We start from the raw sequence: 26,251 nt of genomic DNA on the forward strand, positions 1-26,251 counted from the left end.
ATTTCTGTCAACACCCCTTTGCGGGCGTCGTTGAACAAAGGCAGCGGCATCTCCGGATGCGCTGCCTTTTGTTTTTCTGACCACTATCCAGAAAGGATCGAGCATGTTGAAGAAATTCCTGTTGTTCATCGCAAGCTTCGCCCTGGCCGCCGGCATGGCATTCGCCCAGGTCGACGTCAACAAGGCCGACCAGGCTTCCCTCGACGGCGTGCGCGGCATCGGCCCCGCGATGTCCAAGCGTATCCTCGAGGAGCGCCAGAAGGGCGGCAGCTTCAAGGATTGGGACGACCTGCAGAAGCGGGTCAAGGGCATCAAGGAGAAAAGCGCCGCCAAGCTCTCCGCCAATGGCCTGACGGTCAACGGCCAGGCCAAGCCGGGCGCGGCGGCGCAGGCCGGCAAGACCGGCGGAAAACCGATGAAAGGCGACAAGCCGGCAGCCGTCGCCCAGGCCGGCGACAAGCCCGACACCGCCCGGAAGTAATCCTCCCCGGAACACGGCAACCGTGCACCACGGTTGCCGTTTTCGTTCATCAGGCCGATGGATGGCCGTCCATGATCGATGCGGCGATCCGGGCCGGGCCGACAGAGCCGTGCCGAATGCTGACACATCGATAAGTAATCGCTTGTTTCTCGAAAAATTTGAGGTTAAAGTTGGTCGAAACACAGGCTGGCGAACGGCATGGATCGTGCGTCGCCCGCGTCAGCCGACCAATGCCCCCGGAATGGCGGCCAGAGGGCGCCGTGCCGGGAAGTGCCTTGCTTGATGCAGAGCGCAGAACGCAGGATGCAAGGCGCAGGACAGGAAGGACGGGCCGGACAGGGACGATGCCTTGCCGGTCCGGAGCATGTTTCTCGTCAACCACTGCAGATGAATCATGAAAATCGCCGAGCTCCCACCCAATGAAGCAGCCCGCATCGAGGCCCTGCATTCGCTGCATATCCTGGACACTCCGCCCGAAGAGCGCTTCGACCGCCTGACGCGGCTGGCGCGGCGGCTGTTCGACGTGCCCATCGCCGTGGTGACGCTGATCGACGTCAACCGCCAGTGGTTCAAGTCCTGCGTCGGCCTGGGCGACGCCACCGAAACCGAGCGCGAAGTCTCCTTCTGCTCGCATGCCATCCTGACCGACGACATCACCGTGGTGCCGGACGCTACCCAGGATGACCGTTTTTCCGGCAATCCCCAGGTCACCGGCGAGCCGTATATCCGCTTCTATGCCGGCTGCCCGATCAAGAGCGAGAGCGGCTACAACCTGGGCACTCTGTGCCTGGTCGACATGAAGCCGCGGCCCTTCGATGCGGACGACCGCGCGTTGCTGAGAGACCTTGCCGCCATGGTCGAGCAGGAGCTGACGGCGGTGAAGCTGGCCACCATCGACGACCTCACCAAGCTGTCCAACCGCCGCGGCTTCGAGTCGCTGGCGCAGCATGCGCTGGGCCTGTGCAAGCGGGTATCGCGCCCGGCCAGCCTGCTGTATTTCGACCTGGACATGTTCAAGCAGATCAACGACCGCTTCGGCCACGCCGAAGGCGATACCGCGCTGATGAATTTCTCCTCGCTGCTGGCCGGCAACTTCCGCGAGTCCGACGTCATCGGCCGCCTGGGCGGCGACGAGTTCGCCGTCTTCCTCACCAACACCTCGATGGCCGAGGCGCAGCCGGTGCTCCAGCATTTCGAGCGCGCGGTGCAGCAGTTCAACCAGCACGCGATGCGCGAATACGACCTGCGCTACAGCGTCGGCGTGGTCGAATTCAGCCCGGCCGTGCACCAGTCGGTGGCCGAGCTGATGCAGAACGCCGATGCCCTGATGTACGAGCAGAAGGCCAGGCGCAAGGCCGCGGCGGTCTGAGTTTCCCCTTTCGCAAGAGCCGGGGCGGTGGAATGCATTCCATCGCCCCGGCTTGCGGCCGTGCCGGGATTTGTTGGAGGGAGGGGCGGGCCATATCAAAGGGGATGCCGGCGGCGAAATAGCTTAAAATGCCCCCCTGAGCCAAAAAGCCGATTGCAGCCAACCCCATGTCTTATCAAGTTCTCGCACGCAAGTACCGTCCCCGCAGCTTCGACACCCTGGTAGGCCAGGAACACGTCGTGCGTGCGCTGACGCACGCGCTGGAACAGCAGCGGCTGCACCATGCTTACCTGTTCACCGGCACCCGCGGCGTGGGCAAGACCACGCTCTCGCGCATCCTGGCCAAGTCGCTCAACTGCGTCGGCCCCGACGGCACCGGCGGCATCACCGCCGCGCCTTGCGGCGTGTGCGAAGCCTGCACCGCGATCGACGCCGGCCGCTTCGTCGACTACATCGAGATGGACGCCGCCTCCAACCGCGGCGTCGACGAAATGGCGCAGTTGCTGGAACAGGCCATCTACGCTCCCTCGAACGCCCGCTTCAAGGTCTACATGATCGACGAAGTGCACATGCTGACCAACCACGCCTTCAACGCCATGCTGAAGACGCTGGAAGAGCCGCCCGAGCACATCAAGTTCATCCTGGCGACCACCGATCCGCAAAAGATCCCGGTGACCGTGCTGTCGCGCTGCCTGCAGTTCAACCTCAAGCAGATGCCGCCCGGCCACATCATCAGCCACCTCGACAACATCCTGAACCAGGAAGGCATCGAATTCGATGCGCCGGCCTTGCGCCTGCTGGCGCAAGGCGCCTCGGGCTCGATGCGTGACGCCTTGTCGCTGACCGACCAGGCGATCGCCTATGCCGCCGGCCGCGTATCGCTGGAAGCGGTGCAGGGCATGCTGGGCGCGCTCGACCAGTCCTACCTGATCCGCATCCTCGACGCGCTGGCCGCGCAGGACGGCGCCGCCATGCTCGGCGTGGCCGACGACATGGCCACGCGCAGCCTTTCGTACAACGCCGCGCTGCAAGACCTGGGCACCCTGCTGCACCAGATCGCGCTGGCGCAGAGCGTGCCTGCCGCGCTGGCCGACGATTTGCCCAACCGCGAAGACGTGGTGCGCCTGGCGTCGCAGTTCAGCCCGGAACACGTGCAGCTGTTCTACCAGATCGTGGTGCACGGCCGTAACGAACTGGGCCTGGCGCCCGACGAGTACGCCGGTTTCTCCATGACGCTTTTGCGCATGCTGGCCTTCCGCCCGGTGAGCGCGAGCGCTTCGGCCCCGGTGCCCGCCGCCGGCAATGCGCCGGCCGCGCGCCCGTCCGCCCCAGCCGCTTCCGCACCCTCCACGCCGCGCCAGGCAGCCCCGCTGATGGCGCCGCAGGCCGCCGTGACCAGTGCGCCGGTGAACCGTCCGGTGCCGGCCGCGCCGGCAGCAACCCCTGCGGCCGCAGCGCCTCAAATGGCTGCAGCACCCCAGCCGGCCGCGGCAGCCAATCCCGCCGCATCGGCGCGCGACGCCGCCATGATGGCCGTGCGCGCTTCCCTCAAGGGCGGCAAGGCCCCTGCGCCGGCCGCCCGGCCCGCCCCGGCGGCTGCGCCTGTTGCCGCGCCGGCAGCACCCGTGCAGATGGCGCCGGCAGCGCCTGCGCCGTCCGAGCCGATGGCGTCTTCCATGCCGCCGGACATGCCCGAGCCGCCGTCGTTCGACTCCATCCCGCCCTGGGAAGAAGACGCGATACCGGCCGGCATCGACGCTCAAAAAAAAACTGATTCGTTCATCCCGCCGGACATGGAGCCCGCCGCGGTTGCGGCCGCGCCGCGCGTCTCCGCGCCGCAACGTCCTCCGGCCACGCCGGCGCAGCAGCAGGAGACCGCCCGCATCGCCGCCGAACTCGGCTGGGACGGCCATTGGCCGACGCTGGCCGCCAGCCTGTCGCTGCGCGGCGTGGCGCACCAGATGGCCTTCCAGAGCGAGCTGGTGCGCTGCGAGGGACTGGCGGGCGGCAACGTCTGCTTCCACCTGCGCATCCCGCTGGAGACCTTGCGCTCCTCGGGCAGCATCGAGAAGCTGATCGCCGCCTTGTCGGAGCGCTTCGGCAAGGAGGTGCGGGTGGAGACCGAGATCGGCGCCGTGGCCGACACCGCCAACGCCGTGGCCGAGGCCGACCGCGCCGACCGCCAGCGCAAGGCCGAACACAAGATGCAGAACGATCCCTTCGTGCTGTCGATGATGCGCGAGTTCGGCGCATCCATCGTGCCGGGATCGATACATCCTCTTTAAACGTCGACGATGCCCGCCCGTTGTAAATGCGGGCAGGCGGCGCGTCGGATTTGCAGGCGCCGCCGCCAAACGCGATAAAATTCGCTGAATTGAAACAAGGAGCAATGCCATGATGAAAGGTCAACTCGCAGGTCTGATGAAGCAAGCCCAGGCCATGCAGGACAACATGAAGAAGGCCCAGGAGCAGCTGGCCCTGATCGAAGTCGAAGGCCAGTCCGGCGCCGGCCTGGTCAAGGTCGTGATGACCTGCAAGAACGACGTCAAGCGCGTCTCCATCGATCCCTCGCTGCTGGCCGACGACAAGGACATGCTGGAAGACCTGGTCGCCGCCGCCTTCAACGACGCCGTGCGCAAGGCCGAAGCCACCTCGCAGGAAAAGATGGCGGGCGTCACCGCCGGCATGCCGATGCCGCCGGGCTTCAAGATGCCGTTCTGAACGGCGCGCCGGGAAAAGATATCTGGTAGCGGGGCACACGTATGACACGCCCCGTCGATCCGGCCGATGCCGGCCGGAGGTTGTGGCAGTTCAGGTAGCGCGGTTTGCAGGTCCGTTGAAGTGCAGCATTGCTTTGTGGAGGCAACATGTTCGTCATCTCGATCACGTACACCAAGCCGGCGAGCGAAATCGATTCCTTGCTGACCGCGCACAAGAAATTCCTCAACCAGCAGTACGCGGATGGCGTGTTCCTGATGTCGGGCCGCAAGGTCCCGCGCAGCGGCGGCATCATTCTGGCCGACTGCAGCGACCGCGCCGAGATGGAGGCGATCGTCGAATCCGATCCCTTCTATATTGCCGGCGTGGCCGAGTACGAGATCATCGAATTTGTCCCATCAATGACGGCGGAAGCGCTTGAAGCCTTCCGCTACACCGTCGACCGCAACTGAACCCGGAGCGGGCAGCCCAGCGCTTGCCGCCATGAAGAAAATCGCATGAACCCGGGCCTTTGCGCGTTCGATCAAGTCAGCCCCGCCGGTAGCCGCGCCAAGCGCCGGGCCGGCGCCGGCCGACGCATTCATCTACCGGATCCAGGTTGAAAACTCCATCCAGCCTCACCATCCTGACCGAGTCGTTGCGCCGCCTGCCGGGCATCGGCCCCAAGACCGCGCAGCGCATGGCCTATCATCTGCTGCAGCATGACCGCGACGCCGCCGCCGAGCTGAGCAAGTCGCTCGCGCGGGCGCTCGAGACCATCCGCCACTGCGCGCTGTGCAACACCTTCACCGAGCAGGTCATCTGCGAGACCTGCCAGGATCCGCAGCGCGACCACACGCTGCTGTGCGTGGTCGAGAATCCGGCCGACCAGATCATGATCGAGCAGACCCTGACCTTCAAGGGCCTGTATTTCGTGCTGATGGGACGCCTGTCGCCGCTGGACGGCATCGGCCCGCGCGACATCCATCTCGAAAAGCTGATCACCCGCGCCACCGACGGCAAGGTGGCCGAAGTGGTGCTGGCCACCAACTTCACCAACGAGGGCGAAGCCACCGCCCACTACATCAGCGAAACGCTCAAGGCGCGCGGCCTCAAGGTCAGCCGCCTGGCGCGCGGCGTGCCGGTGGGCGGCGAGCTGGAATACGTGGACGCCGGCACCATCGCGCGCGCCATGCTGGACCGGCGCGTGACCTGAGGCTTCGCCTGACTGTGGCGCCGGACTGAGCAAAATCTCCCGGATTCCATTCATCGGCGCATTTTCTGCGGTTGCTTTCTCACAAGGCAGCAGAAAATTGCGCCGGGATCGTTTTATTCCATCAAATTTCTCCAATTGGCGCGACATCCTGCGCCTGCTGCAATAAAATGTCGGCTTTTCCACATGCACGTACGACGTCATGCATGTGGCAGTGCAGCAGCGCTTACCGGGCGCCGCGCGCGTCGACCGTCGCGTTACCGCGCAAGACGGCCGGCCGCAGCGACAAGAATCGATAATCGGCAACAGGAGAAGCAGCGGAGGAGGCGAAGACGCCTGCGACGACCGCTGCGTGCAATATGACGACAACCGCATCCAAGCCCGGCCCGCTGGCCGGCATCAAGGTGCTCGAACTGGGCACGCTGATCGCAGGCCCGTTCTGCTCGCGCATGCTGGCCGAGTTTGGCGCCGACGTCATCAAGGTCGAAGCGCCCGGCAATGGCGACCCGCTGCGGCAGTGGCGCGTGCTCAAGGACGGCACCTCGCTGTGGTGGTCGGTCCAGGCGCGCAACAAGAAAAGCCTCACCCTGAACATGAAGGACGAACGGGCCCAGGAAATCGCCAGGAAGCTGGCGCTGGAAGCCGACGTCATCATCGAGAACTACCGCCCCGGCGTGCTGGAAAAGTGGAACCTCGGCTACGAGGACCTGAAAAAGCTGAACCCCGCCGCCATCATGGTGCGCCTCTCGGGCTACGGCCAGACCGGCCCGCTGCGCGACCTGCCGGGTTTCGGCGCGATCGGCGAATCGATGGGCGGCATCCGCTACGTGTCCGGCCATCCGGATCGTCCGCCGGTGCGCATCGGCATTTCCATCGGCGACTCCATCGCCGCGCTGCACGGCGTGATCGGCGCCATGATGGCGCTGCGCCACCGCGATGCCACGGGCGGGCGCTGGAACGGCAAGGACGGCGCCGACTGCGTGGCCGGGCAGGGGCAGATGGTGGATGTGGCCTTGTACGAAGCCGTGTTCAACATGATGGAATCGATGGTGCCCGAGTTCGACCACGCCGGCGTGATCCGCGAGCGCACCGGCGGCGCGCTGCCCGGCATCGTGCCCTCCAACACCTACACCACCGGCGACGGCAAGAACATCGTCATCGCCGGCAACGGCGACGCCATCTTCAAGCGCCTGATGACAGCCATCGGCCGCGACGACATGGCCAACGACCCGGGCCTGGCGCGCAACGACGGCCGCGTGCCGCGTACCGAGGAAATCGACATCGCCATCCAGCAATGGTGCGACACCCAGACCATCGACGCCGCGCTGGCCACGCTGCAGGGCGCCGACGTCCCGGTGGGCAAGATCTACTCGGTCAAGGACATGATGAGCGACGCGCAGTTTCTGGCGCGCGGCATGTTCGAGCAGCATCACTTCGCCGACGGCACGCCGGTCAAGATGCCGGGCATCACGCCCAAGCTGTCCGAGACGCCCGGCCAGACCAAGTGGCTCGGCCCGGAGCTGGGCGCCCACAGCGATGAAATCCTGCAGTCGCTGGGGTATGATGAAGCCCAAATTAAACGGCTGCGCGACGAAGGCGTGGTCTGAGAAGAAACTGAATACAGGTAAAAAAACAGGGAGGAGCCGGCGAGGGTCGTGCCTTCCTTGTGCCTGATGAAGCCGCAAGATGTTGCACCCATCCACGACTCACGGAGGAGACATAATGAAATTCAGCTGGAAGCAGTTGGCAATCGCCGGTGGCCTGTTCCTGGCCGGCTACTTTTCGTTCAACGGCAGCGCGGGCGCGCAGGCCCTGGAAAAACCCAAGGTCTCGATCGCCGTCGGCGGCAAGAACCTGTTCTACTACCTGCCCCTGACCGTCGCCGAGCAGCTCGGCTACTTCAAGGACGAAGGCCTGCAGGTCGAGATCTCCGACTTCGCCGGCGGCGCCAAGGCGCTGCAGGCCATGGTGGGCGGCAGCGCCGACGTGGTCTCGGGCGCCTATGAGCACACCATCCTGATGCAGGTGAAGAACCAGCCCATCACGGCCTTCGTGCTGCAGGGCCGCGCGCCGCAGATCGTGCTGGCCGCCAACAACAAGACCATGCCCAACTACAAGAGCATCGCCGACCTGAAGGGCAAGAAGATCGGCGTCACCGCGCCGGGCTCCTCGACCAGCATCATGGCCAGCTACGTGCTGGCCAAGGCCGGCCTGAAGCCGACCGATGTCTCCTTCATCGGCGTGGGCGCCGCCGCCGGCGCGATCTCCGCGATCCGTTCCGGCCAGATCGACGCCATCGCCAACCTGGACCCGGTGATCTCCATGCTGGAACAGCACAACGAGATCAAGACCATCGCCGACACCCGCACCCTGAAGGACACCAACGACGTCTTCGGCGGCCCGATGCCGGCGGCCACGCTGTATGCGCCGGCGGCCTTCGTGCAGAAGTACCCGAACACCACCCAGGCCCTGACCAACGCCATGGTGCGCGCGCTGAAGTGGATCCAGAAGGCCGGCCCCGGCGACATCATCAAGGCCGTGCCGGAAAGCTACCTGCTGGGCGACCGCTCGCTGTACATCGACGCCTTCATGAAGGTGCGCCAGGCCATGTCGCCGGACGGCTACTTCCCGCCGGGCGGCCCGGATACCGCACTGCGTACCCTGAAGGCCTTCGACGCGTCGGTGGCCGACAAGCAGGTGGACCTGTCCAAGACCTTCACCAACTCGTTCGCGCAGAAGGCCAACGCGAAGTACAAGTAATCCGCAGCCGCATTCCCGTGCGACGCGAATGAAACACAAATGCCCGGCAACGGGCATTTGTGCATCTGAAGCGGCCACAAGAAGCACCCGCGGCGGATGCCGCAAATGCAGCAGATGCCGCACATGCCGTACATGCAGCAACAAGCAACCCGCAGCAGCAAGCCGTACCCAACGCAACAACAACCGGGCGCGCCATCGGCCCAGACAGTCATGACTCCAGCACTCCTCTTCGACGACATCACCTGCACCTTCGTATCGAAGGATGACCGCTCGCAGCGCTACACCGCGGTCGCCAACACCACCCTGGCGATCGCGCCCGGCGAATTCGTTTCCGTGGTCGGCCCCACCGGCTGCGGCAAGTCCACGCTCCTGAACGTCGGCGCCGGCCTGCTGCAACCGTCCTCGGGCAGCGTCAAGGTGTTCGGCGAGCCGCTCACCGCCATCAACAAGCGCGCTGGCTACATGTTCCAGGCCGAGGCGCTGATGCCCTGGCGCAGCGCGCTGCAAAACGTCATCGCCGGCCTGCAATACCGCGGCCACAGCGAAAAGGAAGCCGAGGAACTGGGCGAGCAATGGCTGGCGCGCGTCGGCCTGCAAGGCTTCGGCGACCGCTACCCGCACCAGCTCTCGGGCGGCATGCGCAAGCGCGTGGCGCTGGCGCAGACGCTGATCCTCGACCCCGACATCATCCTGATGGACGAGCCGTTCTCCGCGCTCGACATCCAGACCCGCCAGCTGATGGAAAACGAAGTGCTGGACCTGTGGAACGCCAAGAAGAAGGCCGTGCTCTTCATCACCCACGACCTGGACGAAGCCATCGCCATGTCCGACCGCGTGATCGTGCTGGCCGCCGGACCCGGCACCCATCCGATCGGCGAATTCAAGATCGACCTGCCGCGCCCGCGCGACGTGGCCGAGATCCGCATGCATCCGCGCTTCGTGGAACTGCACCAGCAGATCTGGGACGTCCTGCGCGATGAAGTGCTCAAGGGCTATCAACAACAGAAGCGCGCAGCGTAAGAAGAATCGAGAGAGTCGGCAACATGTGGAAATTACTGAAACCCAATCACAAGAACATCCGCTTCTGGCAGCTGCTGGTGCTGCTGGTGGTGCTCGTCGTCTGGCACGTCGCCACCCGCAACCCGCAGACCGCGTTCTTCTTCGGCGAGCCGATCAAGGTCGCGCAGCGCATCTGGGACTGGTTTACCGTCGGCAGCGGCTCGCTGGAAGTCGGCATCGGCGACACCACCTTCTTCACGCTGAACTTCCCGGCCGAGATCTATTCGCACCTGCTGATCACGCTGAGCGAGACGGTGCTGGCCTTCATCATCGGCACCGTGTCCGGCCTGGGCGTGGGCCTGTGGCTGGCGCTCTCGCCGACCGCCTCGGCCATCCTCGATCCATACGTCAAGGCGGCCAACTCCATGCCGCGCGTGATCCTGGCGCCGATCTTCGCCATGTGGTTCGGCCTGGGCATCTGGTCCAAGGTGGCGCTGGCCGTCACGCTGGTGTTCTTCATCGTCTTCTTCAACGTCTACCAGGGCGTCAAGGAAGTCAGCCCGGTGGTGCTGGCCAACGCCCGCATGCTGGGCGCCAATGCGCGCCAGCTGCTGCGTACCGTCTACCTGCCGTCGGCCACGTCGTGGGTGTTCTCCAGCCTGCACACCTCGATCGGCCTGGCCTTCGTCGGCGCCGTGGTGGGTGAATACCTGGGTTCGGCGCGCGGCGTCGGCTACCTGATCCTGCAGGCGGAAGGCACCTTCGACATCAACACCGTCTTTGCCGGCATCGTGGTGCTGACCGTGTTCGCGCTGGTGCTGGACCTGGCCGTGGGCGTGATCGAAAAGCGCCTGATGAAGTGGCAGCCCAAGAGCGGCGAGACCGAGAAGCTCTGAGCGACAAGGTGGGACAAAAAAGAGGCGGACAGGTGTCCGCCTCTTTTTTTTTTGCGCTGCCGGTTTCAGAGGCTTATTTCGAGATGCGCGTCCACTTGCCGTAGCGCGTGACCTGCGACTCGTCGAAGTCGAATCCCAGGCCCGGCGTCTGGTGCAGCACCACGTTGCCGTTGCGATGCGCCAGCTGGCGGTCGATCAGGCGGCGGAAGTTGAGCACCTGGTCGTCCCAGAAGAACTCCACGTAACGCGCGTTCGGCGTGGCCGCCACCAGCGGCGCATGCACGTCGTGGAACCAGTGCGGACACATCACTTTGCCATAGCTGGCCGCGGTGGCGGCGATGCGGCGCCATTCGGTGATGCCGCCGCAAACGACAGCGTCGGTCTGCAGGATGGCCGCAGCGTCCTTGTCCAGCAGCTCCTTGTGGTACCAGCGGCCGTAGCCGATCTCGCCGGTGGCCACCGGCACGCGGGTCAGTTTCGCCAGGCGCGCGTGGCTGTCGATGTCGTCGGGCGAGAAGGGTTCCTCGATGAAGTAGGGATCGTATTGCTCGAAGCGGCGCACGTGCTGCAGCGCCTGGGTGACGTCGCTCCAGCCGTTGTTGATGTCCAGCATCAGCTCCACGTCCGGGCCGACGGCTTCGCGCGCGGCGCGCACGCGGGCCTCTTCCTCCCGGGGCGAGAGCCGGCCCGATTTCATCTTGACCGCCTTGAATCCCATGGCCACGTAGCTGGCCATTTCATCGCCCAGCGCCTGCGGCGTCTTGCCATCCAGGTAGTAGCCGCCGCTGGCGTAGGCCGGCACTTCTTCCAGGTGCACCGCGCCAAGGTATTTGTGCAGCGGCAGGTTTGCGCTGCGCGCATTGAGGTCCCACAGTGCGGTGTCGAGGATGCTCAGCGCGCGCATCACCGTGCCGGCGCGGCCGTGCAGCAGCGCCTCCTGGTACATCGCCTGCCACAGGCCTTCGACGGCAAGCGAGTCGCGGCCCAGCAGCACCGGCGCCAGCAACTGTTCGACCGCCGCGGTCAGGATGCCGCCGCCGGCGCTGCCGACGTAGCAAAAGCCGATGCCTTCGACGCCGTCGGTCGAGCGAACCTTGACCAGGCCGTAATGGCGCGCCGAGACCGTGCGGGTGGCAAATGAGGTGACCCGGTCCAGCGGCACTTCTGCGGCGCAGACCGAGATTGATTCGATGATGGGCATGTCCTGTTTCCTCCTGTTGATGGATGCGTAGTGAATGTGGGCACCGGCGGCGGGGCTTGGCCCGCTGCGATGTCCGGCACATTCTGATTGACGCCAATCGATGGAAACAGTACGTTCCGGTATCTTGAAAAGATAATTATTCTATTGATTGGGAGACCGCATGGATACGCGCTACCTGCAGAGTTTCATCCATGTCGCGGAGCTGGGATCGATCGCCGAAGCCGCGCGGCGCCTGGACCTGACGCCGGCCGCCGTGGCCCAGCGGGTGCGCCTGCTGGAAGAGGAAATGGGCATGAGCCTGATCCGCCGTTCCGGGCGCACCGTGGCGCCGACCGAGGCCGGCGCGCGCGTCCTCGAGCGCGGACGCAAGGTGCTGCGCGATATCCGCGACCTGCGCGACGACCTCAGCGACAGCAGCGACCTGGCCGGCCAGCTGCGCGTGGGCGGCACGCCGACCATGGTGCTGGCGGTGCTGCCGGGCCTGGTGTCGCGTTTCCTGGGCGGCCATCCGCAGGTGGACATCTACCTGGAACCCGGCACCTCGTCGACGCTGTTTCGCAAGGTGGTGGACGGCGACCTCGACGCCGCGCTGCTGATCCAGCCGCTGTTCGAACTGCCCAAGAGCTGCGGCTGGCACACCATGCGCGAAGAACCGCTGGTGCTGCTCACGCCCGCCGGCATGCAGGTCGACGACGTGCACGCCACGCTGGAGCGCGAGCCTTTCCTGCGCTACGACCGCGGCACCGTGGGCGGCCAGCTGGCCGACGCCTATCTGCGCCAGCACGGCATCCGCACCCGCCAGCGTTGCGAGATGGACGGGCTGGATGCCATCGCCGCCCTGGTCGAGCGCGGCATCGGCGTGTCGCTGGTGCCGGCCTGGGTCGCCGCGCGCGGCAGCCAATTGGCGGTGCGGCGCTGGCCCCTGCCGCATCGCAGTACCAAGCGCGTGGTCGGCATGATCTGGACCCGTACCTCGGCGCGAACCCGCCTGGTGCATTCCTTCCTGGAACTGGTCAAGGACTGGCAGCCCGAAGAGTGAGGTGAGCAGGGCAAGCCGGAAGATAAAAATTCTATTGATTGACGCAATCGAAGCATAACTATTCTGCCTCCTGAAAGGCGCAATACTGGCCGCCATCCGCTAGCGCACATGTTCGCCAGCACGTTGACCGCCGCGCCAAGCCGCCGGCCCATTCCAGGAGACCTGCCATGCCCGTTCCATCTTCCCCGCCGCCGCGGCCAGGAGGAGTGCTCTCACCGGTGCTTACGCCTTTCGAGGCCGACCGCACGCCCTCGGTGCCGCGTTTCATCGAACACTGCCGCACGCTGCTGAACCACGACGTCGGCCTGGCCGTGTTCGGCACCAATTCCGAGGCCGCCTCGCTGAGCGTGGCCGAGAAGCGCGGCCTGCTCGACGTGCTGCTGGACGCCGGCATGCCGCCCTCGCGCATGATGCCCGGCGTCGGCGCCTGCGCGCTGGGCGATGCGGTCGAACTGGCGCGCCACGCCGTGGCTGCCGGTTGCAGCGGCGTGCTGATGCTGCCGCCGTTCTACTACAAGGGCGTGAGCGACGAAGGCCTGTTTCGCGCCTTTTCCGAGGTGGTCGAGGCGGTCGGCGATGCGCGCTTGCGCATCTACCTGTATCACATCCCGCCGGTGGCGCAGGTGGGCATCAGCCTGGGCCTGATCGGGCGCCTGCTCAAACGCTATCCGGGCGTCATCGCCGGCATCAAGGACAGTTCGGGCGACTGGCGCAATACCGCCGCCATGCTCAGCGAATTCCGCGGCGCCGGCTTCGATGTCTTCGCCGGCAGCGAGACCAGCCTGGTGGAGACCATGCGCCATGGCGGCGCCGGCGTGATCTCGGCCACCGCCAACGTCAACCCGGCCGGCATCGCCGCGCTGTGCCGCGAGTGGGATGCGCCCGACGCGCAGGCCCGGCAGGAAGAGCTCAACCAGGTGCGCGCGGCGTTCGCCGGCTTCCCGATGATCGCAGCGATGAAGGCGGCCATGTCATCAGGCCTGGACGACGCCGCCTGGAACAACCTGCGTGCGCCGCTGGTGGAGTTGGACCGGATCCAGCGCGAGTCGCTGCTGCGCAGCCTGGAGGCTCTCGGCTTCGAACTGTACCGAGGCCGGGTGCGCGAGAGCACCGACTAAAAGACTGCAATACAAAAAAGAAGCGGCGCCCATCCGGCAGCCGCTTCACCAACAACACAGAAACACAGGAGACCCTATGCAACCCCAGACCACCTTCCAGGCAGCCGGGACGGCGCCGGCCGCCGCGGCCGACGGCTTCGCCGACAGCGTGTTCCGCCGCGCCGCCTGGCGCTTCATTCCGCTGCTGTTCGTCAGCTATGTCGTGGCCTATCTGGACCGCGTCAACATCGGCTTCGCCAAGCTGCAGATGCTGAGTGACCTGCAGTTCAGCGATGCCGTCTACGGGCTCGGCGCGGGCTTGTTCTTCCTCGGCTATTTCATCTTCGAAGTGCCCAGCAATCTGCTGCTGCACAAGCTCGGCGCGCGGCGCTGGATCGCGCGCATCATGATCAGCTGGGGTTTGCTGTCGGCGCTGACGGCCTGGGTCGACACCCCGGCGGCGTTCTACGTCATCCGCTTCCTGCTGGGCGTGGCCGAGGCCGGTTTCTTTCCCGGCGTGATCCTCTATCTCACCTACTGGTTTCCGGCGCACCGGCGCGGCCGCATGACGGCCATGTTCATGGCCGGCAATCCGGTGTCGGGCATCGTCGGCGCGCCGCTGTCGGGCTACATCATGCATGCCTTCGGCGGCACGATGGGCATGTCGGGCTGGCAGTGGCTGTTCGTGCTGGAGGCGATCCCGGCGGTGCTGCTGAGCGTGGTGATCTATTTCTACCTGGACGACCGCGTGGCCGATGCCGCCTGGCTTAGCGCCGAAGAGAAGAAGGTGATCGAAGGCGAGGTCGCGCAGGACGCCAGGGCGCGCACGCACAACTCCGCCGCCAGCGCGATGCTGTCGGGCCGCGTCTGGCTGATGTGCCTGATCCTGTTCGGCGTGATCATGGGCTCGTATGCGATCGGTTTCTGGCTGCCCAGCATCATCCGCGGCGCCGGCATCGCCGATCCGCTGTCCATCGGGCTGCTGGCGATGATTCCCTACACCGCGGCGCTGATCGCCATGCTGCTGACCGGGCGCAGCGCCGACCATTTCCGTGAACGCCGCTGGCACGTCGCGGTGCCGGCCCTGGTCGCGGCCTGCGGTTTCTGCCTGTGCGCCATGAGCGAAAACCAGATCGTGCCGGCCCTCGCCGGGCTGAGCCTGGGCGCGATGGGCGTGGTTACCGCCGTCTCGATGTTCTGGGCGCTGCCGACATCCTTCCTTGGCGGCGCCGCTGCCGCCGCCGGTATCGCGCTGATCAACTGCACCGGCAACCTGGCCGGCTTCGTCAGTCCCTCGGTGATCGGCTGGCTCAAGATGCAGACCGGCTCGGTGTCTTCCGGCCTGTTCCTGGTGGCGGCCATGCTCTCGTTGTCGGCGCTGCTGGTGCTGCTGTGCGTACCGGCGCGCCTGGTCAACCGTTAGGCGCCGGATCGGTCGCGCGGATAAAAAAAGAGGCGGACAAATGTCCGCCTCTTTTCATGGGTGCCGCAGGATGTGCCGATGTCTGCTGCGCGGCCGTTGCAACTTTCGGATAACGCCGCGCCGCAGAACCGGTGTTCCGTTTATTGCTTCAGCGCAGGCTGCGAACCCTTGCCCAGCACCAGGTTGGCGATGACCGCCACCACGATGTTCAGCGCCAGCGCGATCAGGCCGGTGTACATCGTGTAGGAGTCGCCGCCCACCACGAAGGTGTGCACCGGCTTGATGCCGTCGGCGAACGCCATCCAGCTGCCGCCGACGATGCCCACCGCCCAGCCGCACAGCAGCGCGCGCGCACCGAACCAGCCGACGAACAGGCCAAACACCAGCGCCGGGAAGGTCTGCAGGATCCACACGCCGCCCAGCAGCTGCAGGTCCAGCGCGAACTTGGTCGGCAGGAACAGGATGAAGATCAGCGCGCCGAACTTGACCACCAGCGAAACGATCTTGGCGACCTTGGCTTCCCCTTCAGGATTGATGTTGGGGTTGACGTAAGGCTTCCAGAAGTTGCGGGTGAACAGGTTCGAGGCGCCGATCGACATCACCGCCGCCGGCACCAGCGCGCCGATGGCGATCGCAGCAAACGCGAAGCCGGCGAACCAGCCCGGGAACAGGCCGTTGAACAGCGCCGGCACCACGTCGTTGTTGGTCTGCACCTTGATGCCCGCGGCATAGGCCATGAAGCCCAGCAGCGCGATCAGGCCCAGCAGCACAGTGTAGGCCGGCAGGAACACGGCGTTCTTGCGGATCGTGTTGGCATCCTTGGCGGCGAAGATGCCGGTCAGGGTGTGCGGGTACATGAAGGCCGCCATCGCCGAGCCCAGCGCCAGCGTCGCGAACGGCAGGAACTGCGTCGGCTTCAGGGTCAGGCCGGTGGCGCCGCCCTTGGCCGCGAAGGCATCGCGCGCCGAGCTGAACACCGCGCCGTAGCCGCCCAGCTTGGCCGGCACGATGATCACCGCTGCCAGCACCACGATGTAGATCATCAGGTCCTTGACGAAAGCGATCAGCGCGGGCGCGCGCAGGCCGGCGGAGTAGGTGTACAGCGCCAGGATCACGAACGCCGCCAGCAAAGGCAGCTCACCGGTCAGGCCCAGCGCCTTGATCACCACTTCCATGCCGATCAGCTGCAGGGCGATGTAGGGCATGGTGGCGACCACGCCGGTCAGCGCGATGGCGAACTCCAGCGGACGCGACTTGTAGCGGCCCCAGACGACGTCGGCCGCGGTCACGTGGCCGGCCTTGTGCGCGGCATGCCACAGCTTGGGCATGATCACGAACACGATGGGGTAGACCAGGATCGTGTACGGCAGCGCGAAGAAGCCGTAGGCGCCGACCGCATAGACCAGCGCCGGCACCGCGATCACGGTGTAGGCGGTATAGAAGTCGCCGCCGACCAGGAACCAGGTGATCCAGGTGCCGAAGTTGCGGCCGCCCAGGCCCCATTCATCGAGGTGGGCGCCCTTGTGCTTGGGACCGGCCTGCCACTTGGAGGCCCAGAAGCCCATCACGGTGACCAGCACGAAGAAGAAGATGAAGACCCAGAGGGCCGACCAGTGGATGTTGTTGGTGTCCATTTACTCGACTCCCTTCTTCAGGCCGTCGCGGTAGACGAGCCAGATGATCAGGGAAGTCAGCGGTACCCATGCGAACTGGTACCAGTAGAAGAAGGGGAAACCGAACAGCGTGGGCAGTTCTTCGTTGTAGAACGGAACCCACAATAGACCGATGAACGGCAATAGGAGTAGTAGCCGCATTTTTTTGCTCCTCGAACTTTTGGCGGAAGGATTGTTATTAAAAGTTGCCTCGAAATTATATTGAGAATCAGACAAATGCGTTTGCAGCGCGCAATTTTTGCCCGCCGGGGAGCGCTGCCATGTCGTGAATGCGCGTGATTTCGGTGCTATCGCGGGCATATTTTGCAGTGCCGTCAAATTGTTTCATCCTGTGGGAAAAAATCGACCGGGGACGAGAGCGGCTCCCGGTGACTGATAAATGAAAGTTTTTCGTTGTTTATTTGATATTTGACGATTTTTTAATGTTTTTCCTGAATGAGCGAGCCGGCGGCCACGGTTAAAATACTCATCACATCAGGCTACAAGATGTCCCGGCCGACGCTGCGAGCGACGCCGGACAAGCACAGGCACAGGCACGATCAGGCGGTTCCCAGAGACGAACCAGCCTCGACCGGGGGATAGGCGCGATGGCGCAGCAAGACGACTTAACCGAATTTTCTTCAGAAGACACCTATCGGCTGCTGGTGGAAGGCGTAACCGACTACGCCATCTACATGCTCAATCCGGACGGCCGCGTGGCCAACTGGAACAGGGGCGCGCAACGCGCCAAGGGCTATGTCGAACGGGAAGTGATCGGCAAGCATTTCTCGATGTTCTACACCGAACGCGACCGCATCGAAGGGCTGCCGCAGCGCGGGCTCGACACCGCCCTGCGCGAAGGCCGCTTCGAAGCTCAGGGCTGGCGCGTGCGCAAGGACGGCAGCCTGTTCTGGGCGCACGTCGTGATCGATCCCATCTACCGCAAGGACGGCAAGCTGCTGGGCTACGCCAAGATCACGCGCGACTGCACCGAGCAGCGCCGCATCGAAGAAGCGCGCCGCGACACCGAGAACCGCTTCCGCCTGCTGGTCGAAGGCATCACCGACTACGCCATCTACATGCTCACCCCCGACGGCACCGTCGCCAACTGGAACGCCGGCGCCCAGCGCGCCAAGGGCTATGTCGAGAGCGAGATCGTGGGCAAGCATTTCTCGCTGTTCTACGCCGACGAAGACCGCGCCGCCGGCCTGCCGCGCAAGAACCTCGACATCGCCCTGCGCGAGGGCAAGTTCGAGGCCGAGGGCTGGCGCTTCCGCAAGGACGGCTCCCGTTTCTGGGCGCACGTGGTGATCGACCCGATCTACCGCGCCAGCGGCGAGTTGCTGGGTTTCGCCAAGATCACGCGCGACCGCACCGAACAGCTGGAAAGCCGCGAGAAGATCATCTACCTGGCCCGGCATGACGCCATGACCGGGCTGCCCAACCGCTTGCAGTTCCTGGAGCGGCTCGATGAGGCCATGGCCACGCTGCGTCACGGCGAGCAGGAAATCGCCGTGATCAGCATCGACCTCGACGGCTTCAAGGAAATCAACGACGCCTTCGGCCATGCCGTCGGCGACCAGGTGCTGTGCGAACTGGCGCGGCGCATGAAGGCGCTGTCCGGCGAGGGCGAACTGGTGGCGCGCCTGGGCGGCGACGAGTTCGTGGCCTTCAAGGTGTTCCGCCAGGAGCGCGCGCTGGCCGATTTCATCACGCGCCTGTACCACGCGCTGACCACCGTGCTGCGGCTGACCGGGACCGACATCGCGCCCGGCGCCAGCCTCGGCGTGGCCATGTTCCCCGGCGACGCGGAAGACCGCGCGCAGCTGCTCAACAACGCCGACCTGGCGATGTACCGCGCCAAGAAAAACCTGGGCGAAAAGATCTGCTTCTACGAGGCCAACATGGACGAGGCCTCGCGCGCGCGGCGCACCATGGCGCGCGACATCTGGGCCGCACTGGAGCACGGCCAGTTCTTCCTCAACTACCAGATCCAGCGCGCGGTCGACAGCGCCGAGATCACCGGCTACGAAGTGCTGCTGCGCTGGAAGCATCCGGTGCACGGCATGGTGTCGCCGGCGGTGTTCATTCCCATCGCCGAAGAATGCGGCGCCATCGGCGCCATCGGCGACTGGGTGCTGGAGCACGCCTGTCGCGAGGCGGCGCGATGGGGCCTGCAGCCGCGCGTGGCCGTCAACCTGTCGGCGATGCAGCTGTCCAACGCCGCGCTGGTTGAGAAGGTGCGTTCGGTGCTGGCCTCCAGCGGCCTGCCGGCGTCGCGCCTGGAGCTCGAAGTCACCGAGACTGCCATCATCGCCGACCGCGACCGCGCGCTGCACCTGCTGCAGCAATTGAAGGCGATGGGCGTGACCATCGCCATGGACGATTTCGGCAGCGGCTACTCCTCGCTGGAAACGCTGCGCTCCTTCCCCTTCGACAAGATCAAGCTGGACCGCAGCTTCATCAGCGAGCTGGAAACCAGCAAGCAGGCCAAGGCCTTCGTGCGCGCCATCCTGGCGCTGGGCCACAGCCTGAACGTGTCGGTGCTGGCCGAAGGCGTGGAGACCGAAGCCCAGCGCGCCATCCTGCAGCAGGAGGGCTGCCAGGAAGGGCAGGGCTTCCTATTCGGCCGCCCGGCCACGCTGGAGAGCCTGGCCGGACAGGGCGTGATCGAAGCCCCGGATCTGGCCGCGCGCAGCGCCTGAGTACGTAAACGTTTGCATGGGGGCGGGAGGCCGGCGCTTCGGCGCTCCCGGCAAGCCCGGCCAAAATCGCTTACGCTGCACGCTGTTCCTTTCCATCGGCACGGCTTTCATGAACGACATCCCGCAAGCAGGCACGCCAGCAGAGGCATCCGAGGACCAGCTGGATGCGCTTGCGCACCTGCTGCTTACCCACCGCAAGGTGCTGGTCTTGAGCGGCGCCGGCATCAGCACCGCCTCCGGCATTCCCGATTATCGCGACGACGACGGCGTGCGCCGCGGCCGCCTGCCGATCCAGGGCGAGGAGTTCCGCCATTCGGAAGCCGCCCGCAAGCGCTACTGGGCGCGCAGCATGCTCGGCTGGCCGCGCCTGGCCCAGGCCAAACCGAACGCGGCGCACCGCGCCATCGCGCAGCTGCAGGCCTCGGGCCATGTCGCCGCGGTGCTGACCCAGAACGTCGACGGCCTGCACCAGCAGGCCGGCACGCGCCGGGTGATCGAGCTGCACGGCAGCATCCACGCGGTGCGTTGCCTGTCCTGCGGCACGCTCTACGAGCGCGCGCAGATCCAGAACGAACTGGAGCAGTTCAACCCGGCGCTGGCGCAGGCCGAAGCCGTCATCCTGCCCGACGGCGATGCCCAGCTGGAGCCCGATGCCGACGCCGCCTTCCATGTGCCGTCCTGCAGCCGCTGCGGCGGCATGCTGCAGCCCGACGTGGTGTTCTTCGGCGACGGCGTGCCGGTGGCGCGCGGCGCCGAGGCCGAGCAGGCCGCGCGCGACTGCGACGCCATGCTGGTGGTCGGTTCTTCGCTGATGGTGCTGTCGGGCTTTCGTTTCGCGCGCATGGTCGCCGAGGCAGGCAAGCCGGTGGCGGCGATCAACCGCGGCGTGACCCGGGCCGATCCGCTGCTGGCGTTCAAGATTGCGGCGTCCGCCGAATCGGTGCTTCCGCGCCTGGCGACGCTGGTGGCAGGTCGTAGCGGGCCGAGCGCCTGACCGACCAGGCGACCACGGCCGCCGCGCACAGCGCCAGCAACGCGGCCGCCGTGAAGACATGCGAGAAGCCCGCGCCGTAGGCGTGGCGCGCCGCGCTGATGGCGGCTTCCCGTTGCTGCGGATAGAGCTGCGCCGCGTCGGCGAAGTCGCCCGCCATGGCGCGCGCGACGAACTCCCTCAGCTGCGCGCCGGACGCGTCCAGCGGCGCCAGCGCCTTCTCCATCGCCGAGCGCGCGCCTTCGGCCAGCACCGCCCCCAGCCCCGCAAAGCCCGCCAGCACGCCGGTGAAGCGCGAGGTGGTGCTGATGCCCGACGCCATGCCCGCGCGTTCGCGCGGCACGTTGCCCATGATGCCCTTTTGCGTTTCGCCGTTGAGCAGGCCGCCGCCGCTGCCCAGCACCGCCATGCCGGCCACGGTGAGCGCAGCGCCGTCGGCGCGTGCGGCCAGCATCATGATGAGGTTGCCCAGCGCGGTGATGCACAGGCCCAGCGCCAGGATATGTGGCGAAGGAAGATGCCGCGCCAGCCGCCGTCCCAGCTGCGGCAACAGCAGCATGGCCAGCGCGAAGGGCAGCATCGCCAGTCCCGCCGCCACCGCGCTCAGGCCGCGCGCGTTCTGCAGGTAGAGCGGCAGCAGCGAGGCCATCACCTGCGCCGAGGCGGCATAGGCGAACATCGCCGCCACCGCGCCGACGAAACCGGGCGAACGGAACAGCGACAGGTCCAGCATGGGATGCGCGCGCCGGCGCTCGACGGCGATGAACAGCGCGAATAAAAAAGCGCCGCCCAGGGCGCGAACGACGCAAGCAACGCTGCTCCAGCCGCGCTCGGGTCCGGTGATCAGGGCCCAGGTCAGCAGGAAGACGGCGCTGGAGAAAGACAGGATGCCCGGCACGTCCAGCGGACGCGGGGCGGGATTCTTCGATTCCGGAATATTGCGCAGCACCGCCGCGGCCAGCACCAGGCAGATCGGCAGGTTGACCGCGAAGGCCCAGCGCCAGCCGAGCGCGGCGTTGATGGCGCCGCCGATCAGCGGCGAGAGCACCATGGTCAGTCCCATGATGCCGCCCCAGACCGCCCAGGCGCGCGCGCGTTCGCCCTCGTCGTGGAAGGCGTGGCCGATCACCGCCAGCGCCGGCGCGAGCAGGAAGGCCGCGCCCACGCCTTGCGCCGCGCGCGCCGCGTACAGCGCCTGTGCGCTGGGCGCCCAGGCGCAGGCCAGCGAAGCCAGCGCGAACAGGCCGATGCCGCACAGGAACACGCGCTTGCGCCCATAGCGGTCGGCCACCGAGCCGGCCGGCAGCAGCAGCGCCGCAAAGCACAGCACGTAGCTGCTCACCACCCACTCGATGTCGGCGAAGGAAGCGCCCAGCTCGCGCGCGATGGTGGGCAGCACGATGCCGACCACGTTGGTGTCCAGCACCGTCATGGCGCAGCCCAGCGAGCCGGTCAGCAAAACCCGCCCGGCGGCGGTTGAAAACAGGGTGCGCATGGCGTCTCCTCCTCGCTCCTGATGGACTTGTCGCTTACTTCAGCGCGGCCGCGCCGGCCTTGGCGATCTCTTCGTCATGCTGCGGCGTGTCGGCGGATACGCCGATGGCGCCCACGATCTGGCCGTCGGCCACCAGCGGCACGCCGCCGCGCATCAGCACGAAGCCGCGCGCCGTGGCGGCGGCCGGACGGCTGCCGTTGATCGCGTCTTCCAGCGCGCCGCTGGGACGGCGGAAGAGCGCCGCCGTGCGCGCCTTGCCCGGCGCGATCTCGACGCCGGCCGGCACGGCCGCGTTGTCCATGCGCACCAGCGCCAGCGGCAGGCCGGCGGCGTCGACCACGGAGATCACGCACGGCCAGTTCTCGGCCTGGGCCTTGGCCTGCGCGGCCTGGATCACTTGCTGGGCGGCAGCCAGCGTGAGCACCGGCTGGGTCGGCAGGTTGGCCGCCGATGCCAGCTGCGCGGCGCACAGCAGGGCGGAACCCAGGGTGAGGGAGAGGGCGTTCTTGAACATGTTCGGCTCCTTGAAAAAAGCGGATTGGGAGGAGGCACCATTCAACCAGCGCCTATAATTCGCTTCAATACCTATATTTTTCAATTTAATTAGCCTGTAACTAATTAAAAAAAAGGAGCGATGCACCATGGAACTGCGTCACCTGCGGTACTTCCTGACCGTGGCCGAACAGCTGCACTTCGCCCGCGCCGCCGAGATCCTCGACATCGCGCCGCCCACGCTGTCGGTGCAGATCCAAGAGATCGAGCGCAAGCTGCAGGTGCAGCTGTTCGTGCGCACCAAGCGCTCGGTGGCGCTGACCTCGGCCGGCGAGGCCTTCGCCGAAGAGGCGCGCGCGGTGCTGGCGCAGTTCGACCAGGCGCTCAACGTCGGCCGGCGCGCCGGGCGCGGCGAACTGGGCAAGGTGGAGATCGGCTATGTCGGCTCGGCCGTCTTCGGCGGCATCCTGCAGCAGCAGATCAGCGCGTTTCGCAGCGACTGGCCGCAGGCCACGGTGCAGGCGCGCGAATGGCCGATGGACCAGCTCTCCGACGCGCTGGAAGAGGGCAAGATCGACATCGCCTTCGTGCGCATGCCCATCGCGCTGGCGGCGTCGTTGCAGGCGCATGTGCTGCTGCGCGACCGCTTCTGCCTGGCGCTGCCGGCCGAGCATGCGCTGGCCGGCGGCGCCGGCGCAATCAGGGCGCGCGCGCTGGCCGGCGAAGCCTTCATCCTGCCCGAGCAGGAGCTGGGCGCGCGCGAGGTGTATCGCCGCGGCGGCTTCTCGCCGCGCAGCGAGAGCCGGCCCGGCAGCCTGCTGGCGGTGCTGGCCGAAGTGTCGGTCGGCGCCGGCGTGGCGGTGGTGCCGGGCGTGCTGACCGAGGTGGTGAAGCTGCCCAACGTGGTGTACCGGCCACTGGCCGGCGCGCCCATCGCCTCGGAGGTGGCCGCCGTGTTCCGTCGTTTCGAGCGCTCGCCGGCCGTTCGCAACATGGTGGCGGCCGTGCGCAAGAGCGCGCCGCTGCAGGTGGCAACGGTGGCGGTGGCGGCGGGCTAGGTCGCCGCATATCGATATCTGTTTTCCTTCCTTCAGCAACACCGCATCGCTGCCAGATAATCCTTGCACGCTTCCCGCTTGCAAAGGACATCATGAGCACTTCTCTTCACGCCTCGTCCGAGGCGCTGCATCAACGCTTTTCCGACCTGTTCGCCCGCATCGCCGAAGGCGCGGTGGCGCGCGAGAACGACCGCCGCCTGCCCTACGAGGAAGTGCGCCAGCTCAAGGAAGCCGGTTTCTCGGCGCTGCGCGTGCCCAAGGAGCTGGGCGGCTCCGGCGTCAGCCTGGAGGATTTCTTCTACGTGCTGATCAGGCTGGGCGAGGCCGAGTCCAACCTGCCGCAGATCCTGCGCGTGAACGCCGGCTTCACCGAACTGCTGCATGAGCGCAAGGACGACGCCGACACCCGCCGCTGGCTGGGCGTGATCGGCAGCGGCAAGACCTTCGGCGCCTCGACCTCGGAGCGCAACGCCGCCACCGGCAACTCCGCATTGCTGGAGAAGGACGCCGACGGCCGGCTGCGCCTGAACGGCGAGAAGTACTATTCCACCGGCACGCTCTACGCCGACTGGGTGCTGGTGCGCGCGCACGACAGCGAGTCCGACTTCAACGTGCTGGTGCAGGCCGACGCCAAGGGCGTGGAGCGCATCGACGACTGGGACGGCTTCGGCCAGCGCCTGACCGGCAGCGGCACCACGCGCTTCCACAACGTGCCGGTGCCGCAGGACCAGGTGCTGGACCGCTACCAGGTCTCGCAGCCGCGCCGCAACAGCATCATCACCTCCTTCTACCAGACCTTCCACCTGGCCACGCTGTCGGGCATCGCGCGCGCCGCGCTGCGCGACGCGGTGGCTTTCACGCAGCCGCGCACCCGTACTTTCGGCGTGCCGGGCAACTCCAGCCCGCGCGAAAACCCGCTGGTGCATCGCGTGGTCGGGCGCCTGGCCAGCCTGGCCTGGTCGGCCGAGCAGCTGACTCTGTCGATCGCGCGCGAGCAGGATGCCCTGAACGCCGCGCGCCGCGCCGGCACCGTCACCACCGAGGACTACAACGCGCTCGACATCCACACCTTCCAGGCGCAGCAGGTCGTCATCGGCCAGGTGCTGGAAGCGACCACGCTGCTGTTCGAAGTCGGCGGCGCCTCGGCCACCAGCGAAACCCGCCGGCTCGACCGCCACTGGCGCAACGCCCGCACGCTGGCCTCGCACAACCCGGCGATCCAGCGCGAGGCAGCGGTCGGCAACTACCACCTCAACGGCGAGCCGCACAACGAGCGTTTCGGCAGCGGCTATGCGTGAGCCCGCGCAGTGTCGATGTCCGCTCATCGCCGAACGGATATCGACATGCGGATAACTTCGTTCTGCTGAGCCGGGCGGGTCAATACACTTTCTGCAGTCTTCATTTCCATGACCCGACAGAAAAGAAAGTGACCCGCCCATGTTCCAGCGTCTCCTGTTTGCGGTGCTGTTGTCCGCCGCCATTCTTCCCGTTCTCCCCAGTGCCCAGGCCGCCCCGCAAGACCGCGAGCTGAAGGTCGGCTTCGTGCCCGGTCCCTATATCGACGAATTCAAGCTGGGCGTGCAGCCCGAGCTGGAGAAGAAGGGCTACAAGATCCGTTTCTATGAATTCTCCACCGGGCTGGAAGCCAACAGTGCCGTCTTCAAGGGCGACATCGACGCCAACGTGATGCAGCACACGGTCTTCCTCGATTCATACAACGAGCGCAACAAGACCGACCTGGTCGGCATCGTCCAGGTGCCCACGCCGCCGATGGGGCTCTATTCCAAAAAACATAAGGATCTGAAGAGCCTGAAGAAGGGCTTCACCGTCGCCGTGCCCAATGACCCGGTCAACCTGCAGCGCGCGCTGTGGATCCTGCAACGCCTGGGCTGGATCAGGATCCGCGAGAACAAGCCGGTCGACGTCACCGAGCTGGACGTGGTGGAGAACAAGGTCGGCCTGAAGCTGGTGCTGCTGGAAAACGCCCAGGGCCCGCGCGCGCTGGACGACGCCGACTTCGCCGCGATCCAGGGCAACTTCGCCATCTTCGCCAAGCTCAAGCTGTCCGAAGCCTTCATCCTGGAAGACATGAAGTCGCCCTACATCAACGTGCTGGCGGTGAAGAAGACGCGGCAGTCCGATGCCTATGCACGCGATCTGGTGGAGGCGTATCGCTCCGAGAATTTCCAGAAGGCGATTCGCGGGGAGCGGTTCTACGACGGGTTTGCGTTGCCGGATTACTTTGGCGCTGCGAAGAGCAACTGATGCGGGCTGGTTTGCTGGCACGTGATCCGTTGTTCCGGTGAGGGGCTGTGCCTGTGACGTTCGTTGCGCCCGACCGGCGTCGGAGCGGCGCGGCAAACGTCGCTGGGTCCTGACTGTCGTCAGGACGACAGGGTGTTGGGAGCGGGGACGCTATGCGGTCGATTTGGCTTCGACCTCTCCGGCCTAACGTTTCGGCGATCGATAAGGTTCGGAAGCTTATATGGTTCGGGCAACCGATAACCCATAATCCGTCGTCCCAGCGAAAGCTGGGACCCAGTGACGTTCGTTGTGCCTGACCGGCGTCGGAGCGGCGCGAGTAACGCCACTGGGTCCTGACTTTCGTCAGGACGACAGGGTAACTGATAACCCATAATCCGTCGTCCCAGCGAAAGCTGGGACCCAGTGACGTTCGTTGTGC

General features: G+C 66.1%; 23 protein-coding genes. 18 read left to right on the top strand and 5 right to left on the bottom strand.

Annotation, left to right across the window (positions count from 1 at the left end):
• Positions 1–103: 103 nt before the first annotated feature.
• The 10 genes from CEJ42_RS19060 (at position 104) to CEJ42_RS19105 (ending at position 10,415) form a co-directional block, all read left to right on the top strand.
• The gene (locus CEJ42_RS19060; protein WP_088752154.1) at positions 104–481 is read left to right on the top strand and encodes a ComEA family DNA-binding protein; all 378 of its coding nucleotides are present in this window, start codon (positions 104–106) and stop codon (positions 479–481) included.
• 394 nt (positions 482–875) lie between these two features.
• Complete coding sequence (locus CEJ42_RS19065) at positions 876–1,850, top strand: sensor domain-containing diguanylate cyclase (protein WP_088752155.1); 975 nt, start codon at positions 876–878, stop codon at positions 1,848–1,850.
• Positions 1,851–2,017: 167 nt separating this feature from the next.
• Positions 2,018–4,135: a DNA polymerase III subunit gamma/tau gene (locus CEJ42_RS19070; protein WP_088752156.1), complete on the top strand. Its 2,118-nt coding sequence runs from the start codon at positions 2,018–2,020 to the stop codon at positions 4,133–4,135.
• 109 nt (positions 4,136–4,244) lie between these two features.
• A complete protein-coding gene (locus tag CEJ42_RS19075; RefSeq protein ID WP_079218492.1) occupies positions 4,245–4,571 on the top strand; it encodes a YbaB/EbfC family nucleoid-associated protein in 327 nt (108 codons plus the stop codon).
• 146 nt (positions 4,572–4,717) lie between these two features.
• Positions 4,718–5,020 (top strand): YciI family protein, encoded by a 303-nt coding sequence (locus CEJ42_RS19080; RefSeq protein WP_079218493.1) that lies wholly within the window; start codon positions 4,718–4,720, stop codon positions 5,018–5,020.
• Positions 5,021–5,166: 146 nt separating this feature from the next.
• Complete coding sequence (gene recR, locus CEJ42_RS19085; RefSeq protein WP_079218494.1) at positions 5,167–5,763, top strand: recombination mediator RecR; 597 nt, start codon at positions 5,167–5,169, stop codon at positions 5,761–5,763.
• 356 nt (positions 5,764–6,119) lie between these two features.
• Positions 6,120–7,367 carry a CaiB/BaiF CoA transferase family protein gene (locus CEJ42_RS19090; protein WP_088752157.1) on the top strand — a complete coding sequence of 416 codons (1,248 nt, stop codon included), beginning with the start codon at positions 6,120–6,122 and terminating at the stop codon, positions 7,365–7,367.
• 115 nt (positions 7,368–7,482) lie between these two features.
• Positions 7,483–8,520, top strand: coding sequence for an ABC transporter substrate-binding protein (locus CEJ42_RS19095; protein ID WP_079218496.1), 1,038 nt, complete (start codon positions 7,483–7,485; stop codon positions 8,518–8,520).
• Between the two features lie 210 nt (positions 8,521–8,730).
• Positions 8,731–9,540 (top strand): ABC transporter ATP-binding protein, encoded by an 810-nt coding sequence (locus CEJ42_RS19100; protein ID WP_079218497.1) that lies wholly within the window; start codon positions 8,731–8,733, stop codon positions 9,538–9,540.
• A gap of 23 nt (positions 9,541–9,563) precedes the next feature.
• Positions 9,564–10,415, top strand: coding sequence for an ABC transporter permease (locus CEJ42_RS19105; protein WP_079218498.1), 852 nt, complete (start codon positions 9,564–9,566; stop codon positions 10,413–10,415).
• A 73-nt stretch (positions 10,416–10,488) separates the two neighbouring features.
• Here the strand turns inward: CEJ42_RS19105 and CEJ42_RS19110 are convergent, their stop codons facing one another.
• A complete protein-coding gene (locus tag CEJ42_RS19110) occupies positions 10,489–11,616 on the bottom strand; it encodes a mandelate racemase/muconate lactonizing enzyme family protein (protein ID WP_088752158.1) in 1,128 nt (375 codons plus the stop codon).
• A gap of 160 nt (positions 11,617–11,776) precedes the next feature.
• Here CEJ42_RS19110 and CEJ42_RS19115 point away from each other — a divergent pair, with 160 nt between their 5' ends.
• The 3 genes from CEJ42_RS19115 to CEJ42_RS19125 all read left to right on the top strand — a co-directional run bounded on the left by CEJ42_RS19115 (position 11,777) and on the right by CEJ42_RS19125 (position 15,175).
• Positions 11,777–12,655: a LysR family transcriptional regulator gene (locus CEJ42_RS19115; RefSeq protein ID WP_088752159.1), complete on the top strand. Its 879-nt coding sequence runs from the start codon at positions 11,777–11,779 to the stop codon at positions 12,653–12,655.
• A 167-nt stretch (positions 12,656–12,822) separates the two neighbouring features.
• Positions 12,823–13,773, top strand: coding sequence for a dihydrodipicolinate synthase family protein (locus CEJ42_RS19120; protein WP_088752160.1), 951 nt, complete (start codon positions 12,823–12,825; stop codon positions 13,771–13,773).
• A gap of 76 nt (positions 13,774–13,849) precedes the next feature.
• Complete coding sequence (locus CEJ42_RS19125) at positions 13,850–15,175, top strand: MFS transporter (protein ID WP_079218502.1); 1,326 nt, start codon at positions 13,850–13,852, stop codon at positions 15,173–15,175.
• Between the two features lie 140 nt (positions 15,176–15,315).
• Here CEJ42_RS19125 and mctP read toward each other — a convergent pair whose 3' ends face one another.
• Entirely contained in the window at positions 15,316–16,809 is a 1,494-nt protein-coding gene (gene mctP / locus CEJ42_RS19130; RefSeq protein ID WP_079218503.1) for a monocarboxylate uptake permease MctP, read from the bottom strand.
• Entirely contained in the window at positions 16,810–16,989 is a 180-nt protein-coding gene (locus CEJ42_RS19135) for a DUF3311 domain-containing protein (protein ID WP_079218504.1), read from the bottom strand.
• Between the two features lie 446 nt (positions 16,990–17,435).
• Here CEJ42_RS19135 and CEJ42_RS19140 point away from each other — a divergent pair, with 446 nt between their 5' ends.
• A complete protein-coding gene (locus CEJ42_RS19140) occupies positions 17,436–19,532 on the top strand; it encodes a sensor domain-containing protein (RefSeq protein WP_088752161.1) in 2,097 nt (698 codons plus the stop codon).
• Positions 19,533–19,641: 109 nt separating this feature from the next.
• Positions 19,642–20,526, top strand: coding sequence for an NAD-dependent protein deacetylase (locus CEJ42_RS19145; protein ID WP_079218506.1), 885 nt, complete (start codon positions 19,642–19,644; stop codon positions 20,524–20,526).
• Here the strand turns inward: CEJ42_RS19145 and CEJ42_RS19150 are convergent.
• Entirely contained in the window at positions 20,447–22,018 is a 1,572-nt protein-coding gene (locus tag CEJ42_RS19150; protein WP_088752162.1) for an MFS transporter, read from the bottom strand. The two genes, CEJ42_RS19145 and CEJ42_RS19150, sit on opposite strands and share 80 nt — an antisense overlap.
• A 34-nt stretch (positions 22,019–22,052) precedes the next feature.
• Positions 22,053–22,532 carry a GlcG/HbpS family heme-binding protein gene (locus CEJ42_RS19155; RefSeq protein ID WP_079218508.1) on the bottom strand — a complete coding sequence of 160 codons (480 nt, stop codon included), beginning with the start codon at positions 22,530–22,532 and terminating at the stop codon, positions 22,053–22,055.
• Positions 22,533–22,659: 127 nt separating this feature from the next.
• Between CEJ42_RS19155 and CEJ42_RS19160 the strand changes: the two genes are divergently transcribed.
• The 3 genes from CEJ42_RS19160 to CEJ42_RS19170 all read left to right on the top strand — a co-directional run bounded on the left by CEJ42_RS19160 (position 22,660) and on the right by CEJ42_RS19170 (position 25,833).
• Positions 22,660–23,568 (top strand): LysR substrate-binding domain-containing protein, encoded by a 909-nt coding sequence (locus CEJ42_RS19160; RefSeq protein ID WP_079218509.1) that lies wholly within the window; start codon positions 22,660–22,662, stop codon positions 23,566–23,568.
• 14 nt (positions 23,569–23,582) lie between these two features.
• Entirely contained in the window at positions 23,583–24,866 is a 1,284-nt protein-coding gene (locus tag CEJ42_RS19165; RefSeq protein ID WP_420840784.1) for an acyl-CoA dehydrogenase family protein, read from the top strand.
• A gap of 139 nt (positions 24,867–25,005) precedes the next feature.
• On the top strand, positions 25,006–25,833 hold the full coding sequence (locus tag CEJ42_RS19170; protein WP_088752164.1) for a MetQ/NlpA family ABC transporter substrate-binding protein: 828 nt from the start codon (positions 25,006–25,008) through the stop codon (positions 25,831–25,833).
• Positions 25,834–26,251: the final 418 nt, after the last annotated feature.

Origin of the sequence: Herbaspirillum robiniae, from assembly GCF_002213415.1 — a bacterium.
In the GTDB taxonomy this organism is placed as follows: domain Bacteria; phylum Pseudomonadota; class Gammaproteobacteria; order Burkholderiales; family Burkholderiaceae_D; genus Herbaspirillum; species Herbaspirillum robiniae.